Source organism: Novosphingobium sp. BF6 (genome assembly GCF_058273105.1).
On sequence record NZ_CM177776.1, the window covers coordinates 345070 to 365446 of the forward strand.

Annotated in this window: 15 protein-coding genes; 5 read left to right on the forward strand and 10 right to left on the reverse strand. The window is 66.7% G+C overall.

Annotated elements, in window-relative coordinates:
• The first annotated feature begins 203 nt into the window (after positions 1–203).
• Complete coding sequence (locus tag AC4D6D_RS16995; protein WP_147217766.1) at positions 204–479, forward strand: HU family DNA-binding protein; 276 nt, start codon at positions 204–206, stop codon at positions 477–479.
• 56 nt (positions 480–535) lie between these two features.
• On the opposite strand, the gene AC4D6D_RS17000 is transcribed toward AC4D6D_RS16995, so the two are convergent.
• The 4 genes from AC4D6D_RS17000 to AC4D6D_RS17015 all read right to left on the reverse strand — a co-directional run bounded on the left by AC4D6D_RS17000 (position 536) and on the right by AC4D6D_RS17015 (position 4929).
• Positions 536–1144, reverse strand: a complete 609-nt coding sequence (locus tag AC4D6D_RS17000) for a DsbA family protein (RefSeq protein WP_491328246.1) — start codon at positions 1142–1144, stop codon at positions 536–538.
• Between the two features lie 118 nt (positions 1145–1262).
• Entirely contained in the window at positions 1263–2600 is a 1338-nt protein-coding gene (locus tag AC4D6D_RS17005; RefSeq protein WP_491328247.1) for a M1 family aminopeptidase, read from the reverse strand.
• Between the two features lie 56 nt (positions 2601–2656).
• Positions 2657–3673 (reverse strand): LacI family DNA-binding transcriptional regulator, encoded by a 1017-nt coding sequence (locus tag AC4D6D_RS17010; protein ID WP_491328248.1) that lies wholly within the window; start codon positions 3671–3673, stop codon positions 2657–2659.
• On the reverse strand, positions 3670–4929 hold the full coding sequence (locus AC4D6D_RS17015; protein ID WP_491328249.1) for an MFS transporter: 1260 nt from the start codon (positions 4927–4929) through the stop codon (positions 3670–3672). The genes AC4D6D_RS17010 and AC4D6D_RS17015 overlap by 4 nt, the downstream gene beginning before the upstream one ends.
• A 225-nt stretch (positions 4930–5154) precedes the next feature.
• On the opposite strand from AC4D6D_RS17015, the gene AC4D6D_RS17020 reads away from it, so the two are divergent.
• The 3 genes from AC4D6D_RS17020 to AC4D6D_RS17030 are packed head-to-tail and all read left to right on the forward strand — an operon-like array spanning position 5155 to position 11460.
• Positions 5155–7620, forward strand: coding sequence for a TonB-dependent receptor (locus AC4D6D_RS17020; protein ID WP_491328250.1), 2466 nt, complete (start codon positions 5155–5157; stop codon positions 7618–7620).
• Between the two features lie 22 nt (positions 7621–7642).
• Entirely contained in the window at positions 7643–9196 is a 1554-nt protein-coding gene (locus AC4D6D_RS17025; protein ID WP_491328251.1) for a tryptophan halogenase family protein, read from the forward strand.
• Complete coding sequence (locus AC4D6D_RS17030; protein ID WP_491328252.1) at positions 9193–11460, forward strand: beta-glucosidase family protein; 2268 nt, start codon at positions 9193–9195, stop codon at positions 11458–11460. Before AC4D6D_RS17025 ends, AC4D6D_RS17030 begins: the two co-directional genes overlap by 4 nt.
• A 36-nt stretch (positions 11461–11496) precedes the next feature.
• Here the strand turns inward: AC4D6D_RS17030 and AC4D6D_RS17035 are convergent, their stop codons facing one another.
• Entirely contained in the window at positions 11497–13656 is a 2160-nt protein-coding gene (locus AC4D6D_RS17035; RefSeq protein ID WP_491328253.1) for a putative bifunctional diguanylate cyclase/phosphodiesterase, read from the reverse strand.
• Positions 13657–13873: 217 nt separating this feature from the next.
• Here AC4D6D_RS17035 and AC4D6D_RS17040 point away from each other — a divergent pair, with 217 nt between their 5' ends.
• Positions 13874–14476 carry a M17 family peptidase N-terminal domain-containing protein gene (locus AC4D6D_RS17040; RefSeq protein ID WP_491328254.1) on the forward strand — a complete coding sequence of 201 codons (603 nt, stop codon included), beginning with the start codon at positions 13874–13876 and terminating at the stop codon, positions 14474–14476.
• A 54-nt stretch (positions 14477–14530) separates the two neighbouring features.
• Here the strand turns inward: AC4D6D_RS17040 and pyrC are convergent, their stop codons facing one another.
• Genes pyrC through AC4D6D_RS17065 form a run of 5 tightly spaced genes read right to left on the reverse strand, consistent with a single transcriptional unit; the run spans position 14531 to position 20349 of the window.
• Positions 14531–15568, reverse strand: coding sequence for a dihydroorotase (pyrC, locus tag AC4D6D_RS17045; RefSeq protein WP_491328255.1), 1038 nt, complete (start codon positions 15566–15568; stop codon positions 14531–14533).
• 46 nt (positions 15569–15614) lie between these two features.
• A complete protein-coding gene (locus tag AC4D6D_RS17050) occupies positions 15615–16067 on the reverse strand; it encodes a tRNA (cytidine(34)-2'-O)-methyltransferase (protein WP_491328256.1) in 453 nt (150 codons plus the stop codon).
• A gap of 44 nt (positions 16068–16111) precedes the next feature.
• Positions 16112–17548: a TolC family protein gene (locus tag AC4D6D_RS17055; RefSeq protein WP_491328257.1), complete on the reverse strand. Its 1437-nt coding sequence runs from the start codon at positions 17546–17548 to the stop codon at positions 16112–16114.
• Positions 17538–18623, reverse strand: coding sequence for an HlyD family secretion protein (locus AC4D6D_RS17060; protein WP_491328258.1), 1086 nt, complete (start codon positions 18621–18623; stop codon positions 17538–17540). The genes AC4D6D_RS17055 and AC4D6D_RS17060 overlap by 11 nt, the downstream gene beginning before the upstream one ends.
• Positions 18607–20349 carry an ABC transporter transmembrane domain-containing protein gene (locus AC4D6D_RS17065; protein WP_491328259.1) on the reverse strand — a complete coding sequence of 581 codons (1743 nt, stop codon included), beginning with the start codon at positions 20347–20349 and terminating at the stop codon, positions 18607–18609. The genes AC4D6D_RS17060 and AC4D6D_RS17065 overlap by 17 nt, the downstream gene beginning before the upstream one ends.
• Positions 20350–20377: the final 28 nt, after the last annotated feature.

Below are 20377 nucleotides of genomic sequence, written 5' to 3' on the forward strand. Positions count from 1 at the left end.
CCGCCGATGCACTTTCATGCAGATGGCGGCCGACGCTCGTCCCCCCGGGAAATAACCCGCCGGAGCGTTCGATAGGCCCGACAGGAGGGTTCGAGGCCGCGTATTCCACAGAAATGGCGCTTTTTGGCGGCCAATTAGGAAAAAATCGCTTCGTCACGCCCCTCGATCTCGATATGAGGGGGTCCGTCAATTGGAGACCTCGTATGAATAATGCCGATCTGGCCGAAGCACTTGCCACCGAACATGGCCTGACCAAGGCCGACGCCCGCAAGTATGTTGACGGCGTTTTCGCCGCCATCACCGAAGCGGCTGCCAAGGGTGAAGAAGTTTCGCTCAACGGCTTCGGCAAGTTCAAGGTGAAGGACTCGCCGGCCCGCGAAGGCCGCAACCCCGCCAACGGCCAGACCATCCAGATCGCCGCTTCGAAGAAGCTGGCCTTCACGCCTGCCAAGGCCGTGAAGGATCGCCTCAACGGCTGATCGCTCGGTGCCGCTTCCCTCTTCGGAGGGGAGCGGCACAGACGTTTTTCGGGGTCTTAAACGGCCCCTGTCGGCGGCTTCCGCGCCATCGCCACGGCCTTGCGCAGAGCATCGACTTCCGGAGCACCTGCCAGGAGGTAGGACCCAACCACCAGCGCCGGGGTTCCCGACAGATCCATTACATCGGCGAACTTCGCCGTCCGGCCCAGCGCCGCATCGATCTCCGCCCGGTGTGCGGCCAGATCGGCTTTCAGACGCTTCGCATCCACGCCCGCGCGCTGTACGGCCTGCTGGATAGCCTGGGAATCGATACGGCCCGGCGTTTCCATCAGCGCATCGTTGAACGCCGCGTGCTTCCCCTGATACTTGACCGCCAGCGCCGTCCGCGCCGCTTCCACCGACGCCGGGCCGAAGATCGGCCAGTCGCGGTAGACGACCCGAATCTTGCGATCCTCGCGCAGGACCTGCTTGAGCACGCTGTGCAACTTGCGGCAGTAGGGGCACTGGTAATCTGAGAAGACGACGATGGTCACGTCATAGCCCGCCGGGGCGACCGAAGGCATGGCCGGATCGTTGCGCAAGGCCTCCACGGTCACGCCGCCGTTGCCGGGTGCTGCCGTCGCGCTGCCCGACCACAAAGCCCCAGTGGCCAATGCCGTGGCCATCGCCAAATACACCGCAAGGGACCGGGCTCGCCACTTCTTCATCCAAACACCTTCCGCCTGTCTGCCGGAGATCGCCGGCTGTCCAAGGGAGCGCCTTATCGCCCGAGCCGCAGCGCCGTCACCCCTTTTCCGCCGCATCGTCGCTGCCGAACACCCATTCCGCGAAAAGCACGTGCAAGTCGCGGCCGCTCGCCGCCTCCATGGCGCGCTGGAGATCGAGGCTGGTCACGGTGCCCCCGGCATGGCGACGCGTATATCGGCGCAGGCCCGCCCAGAACGCCGCCTCGCCCAGTTCATCGCGCAGCCGGTCCATGAACAGCGCGCCCTTGCTGTACTGGACCGCGCGCCGCGCCCCCAGCGACGGATAAGTCCCGCCCCAGGCAAGCGGCTTGTCGAACCCCTTCTCACGCGCCCGCTCCAGCCGCTGGCGCGCCAGATCGAGTTCGGCCTCATAAGCCGCGCGACCATGGCGATGCTCTTTCCAGGCCGCGGTCATGAACGTGGTCACGCCCTCGTTGAGCCAGAACTCCCGAAGCGCGATACAGGTGACAAGATTGCCCCACCACTGATGCGCCAGTTCGTGGGCGATCGCCCAGTCTTCCGCCGGATCGCCCGGCTCCTCAGGCACGGCATCGACGCCAAGGACGGCATAAGTCGCGGCCTCCTGCGCTTCGTCCCCGCGCACCAGAAGCTGAGTGTACGTGCCTGCGGGAAGCGGCAGCCCCGCTTTCTCGGAAAAGAACCGGACCATATCGCCGGTCTCGCCGAAGCGCCGTTTCAGGTCGGCGGGATCGGCTACGTCGCTCAGAAACAGCAGCTTGCCGGAGCGCTCCTCAGCGAAGCGGCCGACCGCGAAACCATAAAGATAGGCCGGATAGGGCCGCGCCGCCTGCCAGCGATGGATTTCGCTGCCATCGGGTCCCGCGCGTTTCGCGATCCGGTGACCGACCGACAGGGTCTCCATGCCCTTCGACACCCTAAGGTCCAGCGAGAACGCCGCCTTGTCCCCGAAGCGATCCTGCGCGCAGACCATCCAGTCGCAGGCGAAGTAGCTGGTGTGGAGTGCCTCGGCCGATGTCGCGAAACCGCGCTCGGGGCGGCCATGGTAGGTCAGTTCCAACCTGCCCCGGCGACCGCGCGGCAAGGGCTTGTCCAGTTCAAAGACGAGCACTTTCCCGCGCTGCACCGGAACCAGCGCCTTGCCGCCCAGCCTTGCGCTATCGATGGTAAGTGTATTGCCGGTGAAGACCAGCCGGTCGAGGACTGCCCCAGTCACGCGGAAGGCAATCGTCTCGCGGCCGGAGAGCGCAGCATTCGTCGTGTCCGGGCTGAGCGCAAGAGCGTAACGGGTCACATCGAAGCCCTCACCCGGCACGTCCTCGGCAAGCGCGGGAACGGCTGATGCCATCACGGCCGTCGCCAAGCTGCCCAGCGCCATCCGTTTGATATTGCGCATCGTTTCCCCCGTTCTGGCCGTCAGGGGATAGAAAGCCGCGCGTGGCCCGTCCAGTCTCAGACCGGACCGGTACTGCCCCGCACGACCATTTCATGCGGCAGCATCAGGTGCGAACCCTCGCCTCCGGCCTTCCGGCGGAATTCGGGATCGACCAGGATATCGACCGCCGCCATGGCCATTTCCGCCTTGGGCTGGCGAACGGTGGTCAGTTGCGGCCAGGCCGCGCGGGAAGAAGGCGCATCGTCGAAGCCGCAGATCGACAATTGCTCGGGCACGGCGATGCCCAGCTTCATCGCGGTGATCAGCACGCCCAGCGCCATGTCGTCGTTCGCGGCGAAGACCGCCGTCGGCCGCTCCGGCAGGGCCAGCAGATGCTCGCCCAGTTCCATGCCCGAGCGCGAGGTAAAGTCTCCGCGCATCACGCAGGCCTCGTCGACGGCAAGACCCGCCGCCGCCATGGCCGCGCGGAAGCCTTCCTCGCGCCGCGCCGAGGCGCTGTGGCTGAGCGGTCCCTGCACGAAACCGATCCGGCGATGGCCGAGGGCGATGAGATAGTCGGTCATCTCCTGCGCCGCGCGTCGGTCGTCCATCCGCACGGTGCCCGAGGTGGGCGGCGCGATGCTCGGCGCAACCAGCACCGTGGGCAGGCCTGCCTCGGCGAAGATGGCCATGAGCGTGGCGTCGTCGCAGATCGGCGGCGCAACGACGGCGCCGTCAAGCCGCAGCGCGGCGATGCTGGCGCGCACTTCCCCGGCCCAGTCCGGTGCAGTCAGGTCCACCGGCTCGACCACGAGGTGATAGCTGCGCGCCCGGCATCCCATGAGCGCGCCGTGCTGGACGTCGGCGGCATAGCCCGAGACGGGATCATCGATGAACAGCCCCAACAGGTAGGAGCGCGAACTGGACAGGCTGCGGGCGAAGGCATTGGGCCGGTAGTCGAGTTCGGCGACGACCTTCTGCACGAGATCACGCAACTCGGGCCGGACATGCGCCTCGCCGTTGATGACGCGCGACACCGTCTTGGGCGAAACCCCCGCGCGCGCCGCGACATCCTTGATGGTAACGACGCTCATGCTTTCCGTTCCTTTACGCACATCGCCGCGAATGCCGCGATAACGGCGTAGCAGAGTGCAGGCAGCAGCAGCGCGGACAGCAGGCCGAAGGCATCGGCCGCCGTGCCGGTCAGGATCGGCACCACCGCGCCGCCGACCACCGCCATGCAGAGCCACATCGAAGCCAGCGGCGCGCGGCTGCTGTCCTCCGGCATCGCCAACGCATAGATCGTCGGGTACATGATCGCATTGCACAGACCCACCGCGATCAACGCCACGGCGCCTCCCACGCCGGGCAGGACCACCGCCCCTACGGTCAGCGCCACCGCACCCAAGGCGGCATAAAGCAGCAGCCGCGCCTCCGGCATCCGCGTCATCAGCCAGGCGCCGCCGAAGCGCCCGACCATGGCACCGCCCCAGTAAAGGCTGACCAGCCGCCCCGCGCTCACCGGCTCCAGCGCCAGCCGCTCGGGCAGCATCAGTACATTGGTCATCAAAGTGCCGATCGTCACTTCCGCGCCGACATAGACGAAGATCGCCACCGTGCCCCAGAGCAATCGCCGGTCGCCCAGCACCGCGAAAATCTGCCGCGACCAGCCCTGCGGCAGCGTGTTTCCCGCCCCTTCCGACGCACCCGCCAGCAAAGCGCGATGGCCGACATAGAGCGTGGACAGCATCGCCAGCACCGCGCTGATGGCGATGAAGGGAATCGATGCGGTCATCTCGGCGCGGGATCCCGGTGCGATGTTCGCCAGCAGGAACGGCGCGCTCAGCAGCGGTCCCAGCACGGTCCCCAGCGAATTGAAGCCCTGGAGCAGGTTGAGCCGGAAAGCCGAACGGCGCGAAGGACCAATGACGGTGACGACAGTATTAGCGGCGATCTGCAACACCGTCTGCCCGGCCGAGAGCAACAGAAGGGCGGCCAGGACCAGGAAGAACTGCCGCATCCCCTGCGCCAGCACCAGGGCGAGGCAACCGGCGGTCATCACGGTCAGCCCGAAGGCGATCGCGCGCATGTAACCGATTCGCACCACGGCCAACGCAGCGGGAAGCGCGAAGAGCAGATAGCTGGAATGGAAGGCCAGCTGCACCAGCAGCACCGCCTGGTAGTCCAGCGAGAGCACGGACCGCAGCTGCGGCACCAGCAGGCTGACCGAAGCGCTTAGAAAACCACCGATAAAGAAGACGCCGATGGACAGCCAGAACAGACGCCTGGCCACGGTTTCCGGCGAAGCGGAAGGCGCGTCGATCGGTGGGGAAAGCGTCATGGCGGACATCTATGGCACTCGGCAAAGGATGGCAAATGGGTGACAAATGGCGCGCTGACAGCCCCGGAAGGAACGCGATCAGGAGAGCGCTGTGTCACGAAATCCACACTTTGACATCATAATATGACATCGATGTCAAATCGTTGCCAAAATGGTTCCAAACACGCTTGACATCGATGTCAAATCCCGGCCATCAGCCCCCTCACAAGGTACAAAACCATCTGGGAGGATGACATGACGAGGCACGATCTCGTCGCGGGCACAGCGCTCGCGGCTTGCCTTTTTTCCATTTCCACCGTCGCCCATGCACAGGACGCGGCAGCGCCTGCCCAGCAGGCTGCACCCGCAGTCTCGGACGGCGACATCATCGTCACCGCCACGCGTCGTGAAACCACCCTGCAGTCGACGCCGATCGCGATCTCGGCCTTCAGCCAGGAAACCCTGACCAAGAACGGCGTCAAGGACGTCACCGACCTCGCCCGCTTCGTTCCCTCGCTGCAGTTCAACCAGCAGGGCGACCAGTCCGCCGTGCTGCTGACCCTGCGCGGCATCGGCAACGACAGCGCCTATACCGAAGTGGCCGACCCCGAAGTCGCGATCTACATCGACGGCGTCTACTCGCCGCGCTCGCAGGGCGCCTCGGTGCTGATGTATGACATGGAGCGCGTGGAAGTGCTGCGCGGCCCGCAGGGCACGCTGTTCGGCCGCAACGCCACCGTCGGCGCGCTAAGCCTGATCTCGGCCAAGCCCAAGCTCGGCGAGTTCAGCGGCAATGTCGAAGTGGTCGGCGGCGCCTACAAGCGCTTCGGCGTGCGCGGCGCGATCAACATCCCCGTCACCGACACCCTGGCCTTCCGCGTCGCCTTCGTCAGCGATCGTCATGACGGCTATGCCGACTATCAGGCCGCGCCCGACATCCCCGGCATCAACAAGTCGGCCTTCGTCACCTCGGGCAAGAAGTACTACGCCGCCGACCAGCAGTCGGGCCGCGTCTCGATGCTCTGGCAGCCGAGCGACAAGTTCAGCTGGAACCTCTCGGGCGAAGGCTTCCTCGACAACGGCGCGCCGGTGATCGGCCTGCTCCAGACCCCGCGCGCGGGCACCAAGCGCTGGTCCACGCTGAGCGATACCGCGCCCGAGACCGACCGCTACTCGGTCGCCGTGCGCAGCACGATGAACTACGACATCACCGACGGCGTGCAGCTCAGCTACATCGCGGGCTGGTCGCGCATCGGCGGCAGCACCCGCACCGATGCCGACGCGGGCGCCCTGCCCCCGACCGGCCAGAAGGATGCGGACGGCAACGACCTGCCGCTCGGCGCCTTCAACGAGAACGCCACGCTCTCCTCGCGCTATGACTTCCAGAGCCACGAACTCCAGCTCAAGTCCACCGGCGAGAACGACATCGACTGGATTCTCGGCGCCTACTACAGCCACGAGAAGAACAAGATTCGCTTCGATATCGACCAACGCAACGGCTACCGCGACGGCACTTTCAGCTGGGCGGGCAGCTTCATCCAGGCCAACCGCCAGATCGATAGCCGCGCGGTGTTCGGACAGGCCGTCTGGCATGCATCGGACTGGCTGCGCTTCACCGGCGGCCTGCGCTACACTTCGGACAAGAAGCAGGACATCGGCGGCCGCAACGTGACCTTCTCGGGCGACGGTTGCACCGCTGCCGACAAGGCTCCCGGCGGCGCCTGCACCGGCGGCATCTTCGGCGCCTATCCGGGTGCCTCCGCGGCGGAACTGGTCGCCCTGCTGCCCGGCTTCTCGATCTCGAACAACGACGTGAAGGGCAAGTGGGACAAGCTGACCTACCTCGCCCGCGTCGATGCCGACCTTGCCGAAGACACGCTGGGCTATGCCAGCATCTCCACCGGCTTCAAGTCGGGCAACATCCAGGACAATGCCGGGCTGACCGATCCGGAAACCCTGACCAACTACGAAGTCGGCCTCAAGACCCGCCTGCTCGACCGCGCATTGACGCTGAACCTCGCCGCCTACTATTCCGACTTCAAGGGATATCAGGTGAACCAGGCCGTCACCTTCCGCGACGCGCAGGGCAATGTCGTGCGCAGCCAGATCGTGACCCAGAACGCCAAGGGCGCGAAGGCCTATGGTCTTGAAGCGGAAATGAATGCCGCCTTCACCCCCGCAGACCGCCTGAACTTCTCGGCCACGCTGCAGAAGACCAAGCTGGACGATCTCGAAAGCGTCGACGGGCGCCTCTACGACGGCGGCAAGGCCTCCTCGATCGTGCAGCTCAAGGGCAACGAACTGGCCCATGCGCCGCGCTTCTCGGCGACGCTGAGCTACGAGCACGACTTCGAACTGGCGAGCGGCGCGCGGATCACCCCACGCTTCACCACCCACTACGAAACCAAGAGCTGGCTGAGCTACTTCAACGGCGATGCCAACCCCTTCGTGAACGCCAACCTCCCGGCCGACAACATGCCCGACCGCGGCACCAACGGCACCTCGTGGGACAAGCAGAAGGCCTACTTCCGCTCCGACGCCTCGATCCGCTTCGAGCCGGCCGACGGCAAGTATTCGGTCGAAGCCTTCGTCCAGAACATCGAGAACGGACATATCCGGACCGGAGCCGGTGCCTTCGGCGCGCCGCGTTACGATCCGGTGTTCCTCTCGAACCTCCAGCCGCCGCGCACCTGGGGCGTCCGCGCCCGCGCGAGCTTCTGATAACGAGCTGAAGGGACGAAAAATGACGACCGACTACCCCTCCTCCGGTCGCGTCGTCATACTGGGCGGCGGCACGGCCGGATGGCTGGCCGCCGCCTACCTTTCCCGCACACTGAAAATGCGCGATGTCACGCTGGTCGAATCCAGCGAGATTGGCATCATCGGCGTGGGGGAAGGCACTTTCCCGACGATCCGCACGACGCTGGCGGGTCTCGGGATCAGCGAGGCGGAATTCCTGGTCCGCGCCGATGCCACGTTCAAGCAGGGCGTACTGTTCGAGGGCTGGGCCACCGGCAGCGACAGCTATTTCCATCCCTTCAACCTGCCCGTCGGCGGCGAGGACGAAGCGCTCCTGCCGCACTGGATCGCCGATGGCAGCGAGACGCGCCTGCCCTGGGCCGATGCCGTCACCGTGCAGGAACAGGTCATTCGCGCCGGTCGCGCGCCCAAGCGGGCGGAAGACCCCGACTTCTCCGGGCCGATGAACTATGCCTACCACTTCGACGCGGCCCGCTTTGCCGATTACCTGCGCGACATCTCCGTCGCCGCCGGGGTAACGCGCATCGAAGGCACCGTCGCCACGGTGGAGCGTACAGCCGACGGCGATATCGCCGCGCTCGCGCTGGCCGATGGCCGCCGGGTGGAGGGCGACTTCTTCCTCGACTGCTCGGGCTTCCGCGCGCTCCTGATCGGCCAGACACTGGGCGCAGACTTCACCTCCTGCTCGGACAGCCTGTTCAACGACCGCGCGCTGGCCATGCAGGTGCCCTACGCCCAGCCCGGCGCGCCGGTACGTCCCTATACGCTGGCGACCGCGCATGAAGCGGGCTGGACCTGGGATATCGGCCTCAGCGAGCGCCGGGGCGTCGGCTATGTCTATTCCAGCCGCCATTGCTCGGACGACGAGGCGGAAGCGACCCTGCGCCGCTATCTGGGCAGCGAGGGTGAGAGCCTGACCCCGCGCCAGCTTCGTTTCGAGACCGGCTACCGCGAGACCCAGTGGATCGGCAACTGCGTCGCCGTGGGCCTCTCCGCCGGGTTCTTCGAGCCGCTGGAATCGACCGGCATCATGCTGATCGAAGCCGCGCTGAAGATGATCGGCGAGTTCCTCGTCCCCGGCGAGCGGAGCGCCCGCGAGGCCGCCGCGCGCAGCTTCAACCGGCTGATGGCCGCGCGCTTCGAACGCATCATCCATTTCCTGAAGCTCCACTACTGCATCACCCGGCGCACCGACACCGCCTATTGGCGCGACAATGCCGATCCGGCCTCGATCCCGGAGGCCTTGCAGGACATGCTGGCCCAGTGGCGCCACCGCCCACCCTCGCGGTTCGACTTCGTGGTCGATCTGGAGACGTTCCTGCCGCCCAGCTACCATTACATCCTCTACGGCATGGGCTTCGAGACCCAGCTTGCAGCCGGAATCCAACGCTATCCCGGCGCGCAGGAAGCCCGCGAGGTCTTCGCCCGCGTCCGCACAGCCCATGCCGGTGCGCGCGGCGCCCTGCCCGACCACCGCGCCCTGCTCGATCACTATCACGCCCGCATGGGCGCCGCTCCAGCCAAGGTTTCCCGATGACGATGAAGACTGCCGCCCTGCTTGCCGCCCTGACCCTCGGTACCAGCATGACCGTCCCGGCACTGGCACAGCAGTCCGCAACCCCCGCCGCCAGCACCGCGCAATCGGCGGAAGCGCGCGCAGATGCGCTGGTCAAGGCGATGACGCTGGAAGAGAAGCTGCAACTCGTCCACGGCTACTTCCCGCCACTGGCCAAGCCGGTGCCGCCGATCACGATGATCCCTTCGGCAGGCCACATTCCCGGCATTCCGCGCCTCGGCATCCCTACCCTGCGCGAGAGCGATGCCAGCCTCGGCGTCGCCAACCAGATCGAGCAGCGCAAGGGCGACGTCGCCACCGCGCTCCCCGCCAGCATCGCCACCGCCGCCACCTTCAATCCGCAGCTTGCCTATGAGGGCGGCGCGATGATCGGCGCGGAAGCGCGCGCCAAGACCTTCAACGTCCTGCTCGCAGGCGGCGTCAACCTCACCCGCGATCCGTGGAACGGGCGCAATTTCGAGTACCTCGGCGAAGACCCGCTGCTCGCGGGCGTCATGGTGGGCGAGCACATCAAGGGCGTGCAGAGCAACCACATCGTCTCCACCATCAAGCACTTCGCGCTCAATTCGCAGGAGACCGGCCGCACCGTGCTCGACGCCCGCATCGGCACGGCAGAACTGCGCGAAAGCGATCTGCTGGCCTTCCAGATCGGCATCGAGGCGGGCCGTCCGGCTTCCGTCATGTGCGCCTATAACAAGGTCAACGGCGACTATGCCTGCGAGAACGACTGGCTGCTGAACAAGGTCCTCAAGCAGGACTGGGCCTACAAGGGCTGGGTCATGTCCGACTGGGGCGCAGTCCACTCGACAGAGAAGGCCGCCATCAACGGTCTCGACCAGGATTCCGGGCAGGAACTGGACGACCAGATGTTCTTCGACACCAGGTTCGCGGAAGCGGTGAAGGCCGGGCGCATCCCCATGAGCCGCCTCGACGACATGGTCCGCCGCATCCTCTTCGGCGTGATCGACAGCGGGCTGATGGACAACCCCGTCCCCGAAAGCGCCCAGCCGATCGACTATGCCAAGCACGCCCTCGTCGCCCAGCGGGCGGCGGAGGAAGGCATCGTCCTGCTCAAGAATCAGGGCGACCTGCTGCCGCTGGCCAAGACCGCGAAGAAGATCGTGCTGATCGGCGCCCATGCGGATGTGGGCGTACTTTCGGGCGGCGGTTCCTCACAGGTCCGCTCGGTGGGCGGCGCGCCAGTCGAGATCCCGTTGACCAAGGGTGCGGCCGCCTCCTTCGCGCGGATCACCTGGCATGCCTCCTCGCCGCTAAAGGCGATCCAGGCGCTCGCGCCGGGGGCCAGCGTGACCTATGTGGACGGCAGCGATCCCAAGGCCGCCGCTGCCGCCGCCAAGGGCGCGGACATGGCGGTGGTCTTCGCCTGGGCCTGGCGCACCGAGGCGCAAGACCCCGAGAGCATGGCCCTGCCCGACAATCAGGACGCGCTGATCGATGCCGTCGCAGGCGCCAACAAGAAGACGCTCGTGGTGGTCGAGGCTGGCGGGCCGGTGCTGATGCCCTGGGTGAACCGCGTGCCCGCGATCCTGCAAGCCTGGTATCCCGGCCAGCGCGGCGGCGAGGCGATCGCCAATATCCTGTTCGGCGATGTCGATCCCTCGGGCCGCCTGCCGATCACCTTCCCGGCCGCCATCCAGCAGGCGCCGCGCCCCGAACCGCTGGGTCTGGCCGAACTTCACGCTGCCGACGCCCGCCGCAATGCGGGCGACAAGACCGTCTACGGCATGAGCGGCGGCGTCGCGCCCTTCACCGTGGACTACCCGGAAGGCGCCGATGTCGGCTATCGCTGGTACGCCGCGAAGAACGAGAAGCCGCTCTTCCCCTTCGGCTACGGCCTCACGTATACCAGCTTCCGCTATGCCAACCTCAAGGTCTCGGACGGCGCGAAGCTGACCGTCGAGTTCGACGTCACCAACAGCGGCAAGCGCGCGGGTGCCGACGTGCCGCAGCTCTATGTCGAGGCAAAGAGCGCGGCGGGCACCAAGGCCTACCGCCTTGCCGGTTTCGAGAAAGTCCGGCTCCAGCCCGGCGAGACCCGCCACGTCGCGCTGACCGTCGATCCGCGCGTGATCGCCCGCTTCGATAATGCGGCACCGGGCTGGGTCGTCGATGCGGGTGCCTACCGGCTGCGCATCGGCCATTTCGCCGGTGACGCGGCTCTGGCCGGTTCGGCCAATCTCGACCGGATCACCGCGAAACCCTGACGGCCATACCGGCGGCGGGCACCCCCGCCGCCGAACTCACTGAAGGCCGAGGCGCGGCTCTCCAGTGCGATAGTCGATGATCGAGATCGCCTGGTTCTGCAGATTGATGAGGTTCTGCGCCGCCACCCGCGCCGGAGCGGGCTTGCCGAACTGATAGCCCTGCGCGAAATCGCAGTCCCATTCGCGCAGGGTCGCCGCTTCGGCGAGATCCTCGACGCCCTCGGCCACCACGTCGATGCCCAGCTTGTGGCAGATGTCGATCACCCCCTGCACCAGCACCGCGCTGCGCCCTTCGCTCAGGCGCCCGCCGCGGATGAAGCTCTGGTCCAGCTTCAGGCGGTGAATCTCGAACTCCGAGAGGTAGCTGAGCGAGGAATAGCCGGTCCCGAAGTCGTCGAGCGCGATGATATAGCCGCGCTCGCGCAGGCCCTGGAGATTGGTGTGGACCGTCGCCGACTTGTTCAGCAGCACGCCCTCAGTGATCTCGAAGCCGATGGCGCCCGGAGAGACATTGAAACGGGCGCGATTGAAGTCGATCTGGTCGAGCAGGGCCGGGTTTTCGAGCTGGAGCGGCGAAAGATTGATGGAGGTCCGCAAGTCCGGCCAGCGACGGCTGTCGCGGAAAGCCTGCTGGATGATCCAGGCGCCGAGCTGCGGCATCAGGCCCAGCTTCTCGATCACCGGCACGAAAACCGCCGGGGTATCGGTGGCCCCCTGCTTGAGCCTCAGCAGCGCCTCGACGCCCGAAGGCTTCATCGTGCGCAGGCTGATGATCGGCTGGTAGAACAGCTCGAAGCCCTCGTCCTCGATCGCCTTCTTCATGCGGGCCTCCAGGCCCTTGCGACTCATGAAGCTTTCACCCAGCGCCGGGTTGTAGACGACATGGCTCGCCGGCCCGGCCGTCTTGGCGGCGCCCAGCGCGATATCGGCATGGCGCATCAGCGCACCCGCGAAATGGCCGTGCTCGGGCGCCGCCGCGATCCCGGCGGAAATCGTCACCGACACCACCGCCTGCTCGTCGCCCGCACGTCCGACGACGATGCCCGTCGAGCGCGGCCCCAGATCGTGGAGGTCGGCGTTCCCGGCAATCAGCACCGCGAACTCGTCGCCATCCAGCCGGGCCACGAGACAGCGCGGTCCGGGAAATTCCTTGAGCAGGCGCTGCCCGAATTCGCGCACCACCTGGTCGCCGACCTCATGGCCGAGCGTTTCGTTGATCGTGCTGAAATCGTCGATATCCAGCAGGATGAGCTGGCAGGGATGCGATCCCGCGACGTGCTCCAGTTGCTTGATGAACGTGGCGCGGTTCACCAGCCCGGTATCCGGATCGAAGCGTTCGAGGAACCTTGCCCGCATGGAACTGCTGTCGGCCTCTTCCCGCAGCGCGTTCGCGCGGTGCGCCAGCATCAGGAACAGGCCCAGGACCAGGGCGCCGATCGCCAGCGTGGCCGGGATCACATAGCTGCGGATCGCCTCACCGGGACGGGCCGGACGCCAGACCATGCGCCCCAGCACCGTGCCGTCGGCAGCGGTCAGGTTCACGCTGCGGGTCCCCGCCGCCGGCGTCTCCCGCGGGCCGACGATCGCGAAGCCGTCCAGCATCAGCGTGCTGCCCCAGCGGTTCACCATGGCTTCGTCCATGTAGGTCACGGTGACGAGCGCCAGCGGCTCGCCGGAACCTGGCAACCGCGATGCGGCAACCAGGACCGGGGTACCATGCACCGAACCGATGTCGGACTTCGTGAGCAGTGCCTTTCCGGTAGGCGCGGACTTCACCTCCGATCCTGCAGGCGATTTCTCGCCCAGCGAGGCGACGAGGCGGGCTGCGGCGTTCTGGATCTCGTCGAGGTCCTCCGGATCGGCACGACCGCCCTTGGTGTAGCCGTAGATCGCCTCCGACCGGGTCATGATCGCGACGGCCTTGGTATAATCGCCCGAAACGGTCGGCCGCCCCAGCTCGTTGTCCAGCCAGTTCGCCGCCTGATCGGGGCCGAGCTGGGCGATCCGCTGTGCAGGCTCCAGCCTTGCGGCAATGGCCGAGGCCTGCACGCCCGATGCCGTAAGCGTCCGCTCCACGCCATTCCGCACCTGTTCCTGCTGACGGTCGGCCGCATTGCGGTCCATCGACTGGGATGTCACGAACAGCGCGGCGGAACCACCGATGGTCAACCCAAGGAGACCGACGATCGCAACCACCCCGCGGTGTCCCGATAGTTTCTGGCCAACAAGCATGTGCGATCCCTAGTTGCTACCGCAGGATCGGGGATCCCTCGGAATGACCTTCACTACCCTGCTTTCCTCTACAAATTGCAACCAAAGGGCAGCGCATTCGAAAAGATTGCGCCCGAATGCCCGATCCATTCTATTTTAGGAAGAAACGCGGGCTTACCCCGTCAAAAAGATCGGAATCCGAATGACCACTGCTCATCCCGTCGGCGTCGCACACGGCGTTTCCATCGAAGTCGCGGCGTGGGATGCTGTCGGCGCGGAGGTGGACCTGTCCTGTGCGGGCATGTTCGCCCGCGAAGCCGGTTCGCAGCTCTCCGGCGGACTTGCCCATCTCGATGCCGCGCTGGAAGGACGTTTGCAGGAATTGCGCCGCAACGGCAGTTTCACCGGCAAACCGGGCGAATGCCTGCTACTGGACAGTCCGCCCGCCGCAGTTCTTGCCCCTGCGCTTCTGCTGGTCGGTCTCGGCGAGCCGGACGGCTGGTCCACCGCCCACCTGCGGGAAGCCCTGCGCACGGCGGGTGCATTTGCGCTGTCCCTGGGCGTGCGGAGCGCCGCCTTCGCGCCGGGAATGCTGGACAGCGGCCTCGCTCCGGACCAGACCCTCGGCGCGCCCGCGCACATGACCGGCGGACTTGCAGAGGCCCTGAAAGCCCGCCGCACTCTCGTCGAAATGGGCCTCGCGAAAGCGCCCCGGCTAGAGCGCTGGATTTTCGATGTCGGCGAAGCCCGGCTGACATCCGCCATCGAGAACTTCCGCGATGCCGTAACGGGTCAGGGCACCTGAAGGCATGGGATCGACGGCGAGAAGCCCTCGATCCCATCACCTATAAGCAGTCGTTCAGTCCATAAGCCGCCACTGGAGCGTCTCGCCCGCGTGGAAGGGAACGATGCGCAGGTCGCCCTCGGCGATCACTTCCGGCACCGTCACCTCTTCGCGCTTCAGCGTTACCGTGCCTTCGTTCAGGGGCAGCCCGTAGAAGCGGGGACCATGCTCGGAAGCAAAGCCTTCCAGGCGGTCGAGAACGCCTTCTTCGTCGAACACCTTGGCATAGCTTTCCAGCGCATAGGGCGCGTTGAAGATGCCCGCGCAACCGCAGGCGGCTTCCTTGCGGCCGATCGCGTGGGGGGCGCTGTCGGTGCCGAGGAAGAACTTCGGCGATCCCGAAACCGCCGCCTTGCGCACGGCCAGACGATGGCGCTCGCGCTTGGCGACAGGCAGGCAATAGGCGTGAGGGCGAATGCCGCCGTCGAAGATCGCGTTGCGGTTGATGATGAGGTGCTGCGGGGTGATCGTGGCACCGATCAGCGGGCCGCTCGCTTCGACGAACTCGGCCGCTTCCGCCGTGGTGATGTGTTCGAGGACGATCTTCAGCCCCGGATAGTCGCGGACCAGCGGGGCCAGCACCTGCTCGACGAACACCGCCTCGCGGTCGAAGATGTCGATCTCGCGGTCGGTGACTTCGCCGTGGATCAGCAGTGGCATCCCGATCCGCTGCATGGTCTCCAGCAGGCCGGTGAGCTTGCGGATATCGGTGACGCCGTGCGCCGAATTGGTCGTTGCATGGGCGGGGTAGAGCTTGCAGGCGGCGAAGACGCCCTGCTCGTAGCCGCGCGCGATCTCTTCCGGATCGGCATCGTCGGTCAGATAGGCCACCATCAGCGGCGTGAAGTCCGACCCGGCGGGCAGCGAATCGAGGATCCGCTGGCGATAGGCTTCACCCGCCGCCACGGTGACGACCGGCGGAGTCAGGTTCGGCATGACGATGGCGCGCGCGAACTGGCGAGCGGTGTAGCCGACGACCGCTTTCAGCATCTCGCCATCGCGAAGATGCACATGCCAGTCGTCGGGGCGGCGGATGGTGATCTGTGAGGTCATGCGCCCCGCTCTAGCCATCTCGGCGCGGGCCGTCGAGACTAAGGCGTCAGCCCGGCAGGCTTGCCGTCTGGCGCAAGGCTTCGCCCAGAGCAAGCGCCGCCGAACTCGCCAGGTTCATCGAACGCACTTCGGGACGCATGGGAATGCGCACGCGTTCATGGCAGGCCTCGGAAACCGCTTCGGGAACGCCTGCGCTTTCCTTTCCGAACAGCAGGATATCGTCGGGCCTGTAGCGGAGATCGTAGGACGACTGCCGGGTCTTGGTGGTGAACAGCACCAGCCGCTGCGACCCGATGGTGGCCCTGAACGCGTCGAAATCGGCATGGCGCCGGATGACCACATGATCGATATAGTCCATCGCCGTGCGGCGCACCCGGCGATCGTCCCATTCGAACCCAAGGGGTTCGATGAGATCCACGGCCGCCCCCATGCAGGCACCGAGACGCAGGACGGCACCGACGTTTCCGGCGATTTCCGGTTCGAAAAGAGCAATACGCATCCCGGCTCCTTGGCGTCGCCGGGCGAACCATGCAAGGTGTCTGTTCAGAGACCCAGTGCGGCGGCATTGCCCGAGGCAGCGGCCAGGTCGGCGCTCGATGCCAGCCGTTTCAACCGGCCGTCGAGCAGCCCCAGCGCAACGCTGGCCGCGGTTTCCTCGCGCGTGTTGACGAGGAACAGGTCGCTGGCGCCCATCTCGAACCGGCGCCGCTCGGCCACCGCCATCGTATCCGCGCGCTGCTTTTCCTGCTCGGACAGGGCGATAAGCTGCGTCGCGGCATCGAAGGCGATGGCGATCCCGTCCACTTCGGCGCGGATCTGCTCGTCCAGCCAGCGCGCGCGGGTCTGGTTGGCGTCGAGTTCCGCCTGGGTCTGCATCAGCTTGCCGCGCGCCGTGCGCTGTTCGAGCGGGACCGAGAACTTGAGCCCGAAGCGCACGTCGTTGCCGCTGCGCGAGGCGCCGCCGGGGCCGATATCGCCGATGTCGCGTGCCACTTCCATGTTGAGGTCGAGGCGCGGCAGCAGGGCATTGCGGTCGAGCGCAAGACGATCCTGCACCAGCCGCGTCTTCAGTTCGGCCACCAGCAGGTCCGGGCGCTGGAGGTCCTGCGGCATGGCCGTCACGACCGGCTCCGGCAGCGCGGCGGGCAACTGTTCGCGGCGCGGGATCGTCGGGTTGCCCTCGCCGTCGCGCCAGTAAAGCGAGAGGGCATTGGCGGCGGCGGCCATCGCCTGCTCGGACTGGACGACCATGGCCTGGCGGCGGAGCACCATCTGGTCGTTCTCGGTCAGGACGATGCGCGGGCGCAGCCCGGCCTTGTAGGCGCGATCGAGGCCTCGCTGACGCTCCTGCGCAAGGTCGAGGAGATGGCGATAGACCTTGAGCCGCTCGCCGCTCGCCACCCAGTTCAGATAGGCGTCGAGCGCCTTGCGCTGAACGCCGATGGCCACCATCTGCCGCTCGGCATCGGCCATGGCGCGATCGGCATCCGCCGTCACCCGACCAAAGCGGCGGTCGTCGATCATCCGGTCGCGCAGCAGGGAGAACACTGCGCCCGCGCGGATCTCGCCGAACTCGTTGGTGTAGTTCTTGTCTTCGTAGAGCGGAAAACGGCCACTCGACGCGCGGTAGCCGCCGTAAACCTGGCCGCCCCAGTTCTCCAGCGGGCGCGCCACTTTCGCATCCGCATATGTGCCGCCGTAGTACCCGATCAGCCGCGATCCGCCCTCGGCGGAGAAGACCGTGTCGAAGGCACCCTCCGCCGTCAGCCGCCTGGCATCGGCGGCGCGGGTGCGGGCCAGCGCCTCGATGATCTGCGGCGATTGCCGGGCGGAGTTGGCGAGCAGGTCGTCCAGTTGCAGCACCGGCGCATCGACCGGCGCGGGCCGGGGCAAGGGCGCGATCTGCTGGGCCGCCAAGGGCACGGCGAGCGCGCCGAAACCGGCCGCCAACAGCCAAATAGCAAGGCGCTTACTTGGCATTGCCGCCTTCCTTCCCGGCGGAGCTGTCTTTCCCGCTCACGCTGCCCGCATAAGTGCCCGCTTCGAGGGCGCTCACCGGATATTGCAGCGGGAAGTCGTTGAGCAGGCGCCAGAGTTCGTAGCCGCTCGACACGGTGTCCATCATCACCCAGCCGCGCACTTTGGCACCGAGACGCACGAACGGCTCCTTCGGCCAGGGCCGCGCGCCCGGCTTCTGCTCCACCAGCACGCGGAACAGTCCGTTGGCGGAAGCGGAAACGTCGATCGCCCGCACCTGTCCGTCGAACATGCCGACCGCCACCGAGGGCCAGCCGCTGAACTGGATCGCCGGCCAGCCCTCGAACTCCATGCGCACCGGGCGGCCCGGATGGATCAGCGGCACATCGCGCCCGTCGACGTAGAGTTCCACCACGCGCACCGCCTGTTCGGGTGCGAAAGTGGCGATCACGTCGCCTTCCTTGACCATCGTGGCACTGTCGCCGCCGAGAATGCGCAGGATGCGCCCGTCGCGCGGGGCATGGACCATCTGCACCGACTGACGGTTGATGTTGATGTCCAGCCGGTTGCGGTCGGCCAGGCTCTTGGCGACTTTGGCGCCGTAGTCGGCCACCTTGATCTGCGCGAGTTCGAGATCGCGGCGCGGCGCCAGCCCTTCGCCATAGAGCTGCTGCATGCGCCCGACGTCGCGCTGGGCCACGCCCATCGCCTGACGGGTCGCGGCGATCTCGGCATCGACTTGCGCGCGCTCGGCCTGGAGGCGGGCGATCAGGTTGGGATCGTTGTCGGCGATGCGGGCGATACGGTCGCCCTTCTTCACCAGTTCGCCGTCGGTCACGTACCATTCCTCGACCCGTCCGGGGACGAGCGCGGTAATGTTCTGCACCCGGTCGCGCGGGTCGAGCGCGATGACCGAGCCGTTGCCGTTCGACGTCTGCTGCCAGGGCACCAGCAGCAGGAAGGCGACGACGATGGCCATCGCGATCAGCAGTATCCAGCCCAGCACCCGCGCGGGGCGAGGCGGACGCAGGCTCTGGAGCGTCTTGAAATGAACAATGTGATCATCGCGGAAGGGCATGGAAGCCTCCTTCCGCGGAGTTACGGGCTTTCGCGGCGTTGCGGGCGGCGGCGAAGGCCGCGCGGTCCTGTGTCAGCAATTGGGAATCCCGTCCAAGCCAGAGCATGTGGTCGAACTCGAAAGCATCTGGGCGGCAGGTGAAGACGATGATCGTCGTCTCGCGGTCGTCCAGCCCCTTCAAAGCGGGGCGCAGCTCCTCCACCGGCACCATGTCGAACAGGCCCGAGAGGATGAGCACGCGCGGGCGGGCCAGCAGGGCGCCCGCCAGCTTGAGGCGCATCGTCTCCGCGCGCGTCAGCGGCCAGCCGCTGGAGGACAGCAGGCAGTCCATGCCGCCGTCGAGGCTGACGATCCGGTCGCCCAGCCCCACGAGATCCAGCACGTCCAGCACTTGCGCCGGGTCGGCCTGCGGATTGGCGAGACGCAAGTAGTCGCGGATGGTGCTTTCGACGATGTCCGGGCGGTCAAGCACGATCACGTCGCTGCGCAGGCGGTAGATGTTGAGCGCGGCGATATCGGCGCCGCCGAGCGTGACGAGCCCCTCGTCGGGGCGGTAATGGCGCTTGAGCATGCGGCTGAGCAGCCGGTCGATCCCCGGATCGCTTGCCGCCACCGCGTGGGTGCCCGAGGGGATGTCGAGATCGAAGCGCGCACGGTCCCCCGCGGCGGCGATCGCCACCCGGCGCAGCGACAGGCCGCCGTCGCGCGGCCGGGCATCGCCCTCGCCGCGCGGGGCCATGTCCTCGACAGGGATGGCATGGAACAGCGAGAGTTCCTCGACCGCCGCGACCAGATCGTAGAACGTGTCGAGATAAGGCCCGAGCTGCGCCGCGCCGTAGAACACACTCGACAGGATCAGCTCCGCCGCGACCAGCTGGCCGATCGAGAGCTGGCCGCGAATGACCAGCCAGCCGCCCAGCGCCAGCAAGGCCGCGCTGGCCAGCGCATAGAGCAGCAGCAGCGCCACGCTCTGCGGGAAAGTCGCGCGGAAATGCTCGCGGTGCGCATCGACATAGGCCGCCGTGCGCATCTCCGACATGTCCATCGCATAGTCGAGATGGCGGCTGGATTTGTAGAAGCCGTTGGAGGCGCCCACGCTTTCCAGCCAGTGCGCGGTCTCGTACTTGCGGTGGCTCAGCGCCACGCCGCTTTCCATCGCGGCGCGGGCCCAGATCTTCCAGATGATCCAGACCGCCAGCACGAAGAGCAGATTGAAGGCCAGGAATACCGGGTGGTAGAACGAGGTGACGATGAAGCCGATCATCGCCTGGAAGAAGATCGTGAAGCCGCCGATCAGCAGCGAGGGCACCGCCTTCTGGACGGTGGCCACCTCGAAGAAGCGGTTGAACAGGTCGCCCCGGCGCTCGTCCTGGAAGAACGGGTTCTGGGCATGAACCGCCTGAAGCGTGATCTCGGCCACCGAGCGCGCGAAGAGGCGGCGACGGAAGATCTCCATCACATAGCTGCGCAGCGCGCCGAGCAGCGACCACAGCGCCAGCAGGCCGAACAGTACGGCAGCCAGCGTGAACAGCGGCACCGGCAGGGCGGTGTTCGCCACCGAGTTGATCAGCATCTGCACGGAGATCGGCGTCGCCAGCGACAGCAGGCCGATCGCCGCGCCGTAGATCATCGCCATCGTCATGAAGGCGCGGTCGGGCGCCAGCACGCCGCGCGCCCAACCCAGGAATGTGCCCCAGTCTATCCGCTGGGGGGAATGGCCGGCCATCGGTGATCGTCCCTCTTCACTGCCCGCC

Bases quoted from the DNA above. Each gene is read 5' to 3' on its own strand.
- AC4D6D_RS16995 (WP_147217766.1), top strand. From the start codon at position 204: ATGAATAATGCCGATCTGGCCGAAGCACTTGCCACCGAACATGGCCTG.
- AC4D6D_RS17000 (WP_491328246.1), bottom strand. From the start codon at position 1,144: ATGGCCACGGCATTGGCCACTGGGGCTTTGTGGTCGGGCAGCGCGACG.
- AC4D6D_RS17005 (WP_491328247.1), bottom strand. From the start codon at position 2,600: ATGCGCAATATCAAACGGATGGCGCTGGGCAGCTTGGCGACGGCCGTG.
- AC4D6D_RS17010 (WP_491328248.1), bottom strand. From the start codon at position 3,673: ATGAGCGTCGTTACCATCAAGGATGTCGCGGCGCGCGCGGGGGTTTCG.
- AC4D6D_RS17015 (WP_491328249.1), bottom strand. From the start codon at position 4,929: ATGTCCGCCATGACGCTTTCCCCACCGATCGACGCGCCTTCCGCTTCG.
- AC4D6D_RS17020 (WP_491328250.1), top strand. From the start codon at position 5,155: ATGACGAGGCACGATCTCGTCGCGGGCACAGCGCTCGCGGCTTGCCTT.
- AC4D6D_RS17025 (WP_491328251.1), top strand. From the start codon at position 7,643: ATGACGACCGACTACCCCTCCTCCGGTCGCGTCGTCATACTGGGCGGC.
- AC4D6D_RS17030 (WP_491328252.1), top strand. From the start codon at position 9,193: ATGACGATGAAGACTGCCGCCCTGCTTGCCGCCCTGACCCTCGGTACC.
- AC4D6D_RS17040 (WP_491328254.1), top strand. From the start codon at position 13,874: ATGACCACTGCTCATCCCGTCGGCGTCGCACACGGCGTTTCCATCGAA.
- pyrC (WP_491328255.1), bottom strand. From the start codon at position 15,568: ATGACCTCACAGATCACCATCCGCCGCCCCGACGACTGGCATGTGCAT.
- AC4D6D_RS17050 (WP_491328256.1), bottom strand. From the start codon at position 16,067: ATGCGTATTGCTCTTTTCGAACCGGAAATCGCCGGAAACGTCGGTGCC.
- AC4D6D_RS17055 (WP_491328257.1), bottom strand. From the start codon at position 17,548: ATGCCAAGTAAGCGCCTTGCTATTTGGCTGTTGGCGGCCGGTTTCGGC.
- AC4D6D_RS17060 (WP_491328258.1), bottom strand. From the start codon at position 18,623: ATGCCCTTCCGCGATGATCACATTGTTCATTTCAAGACGCTCCAGAGC.
- AC4D6D_RS17065 (WP_491328259.1), bottom strand. From the start codon at position 20,349: ATGGCCGGCCATTCCCCCCAGCGGATAGACTGGGGCACATTCCTGGGT.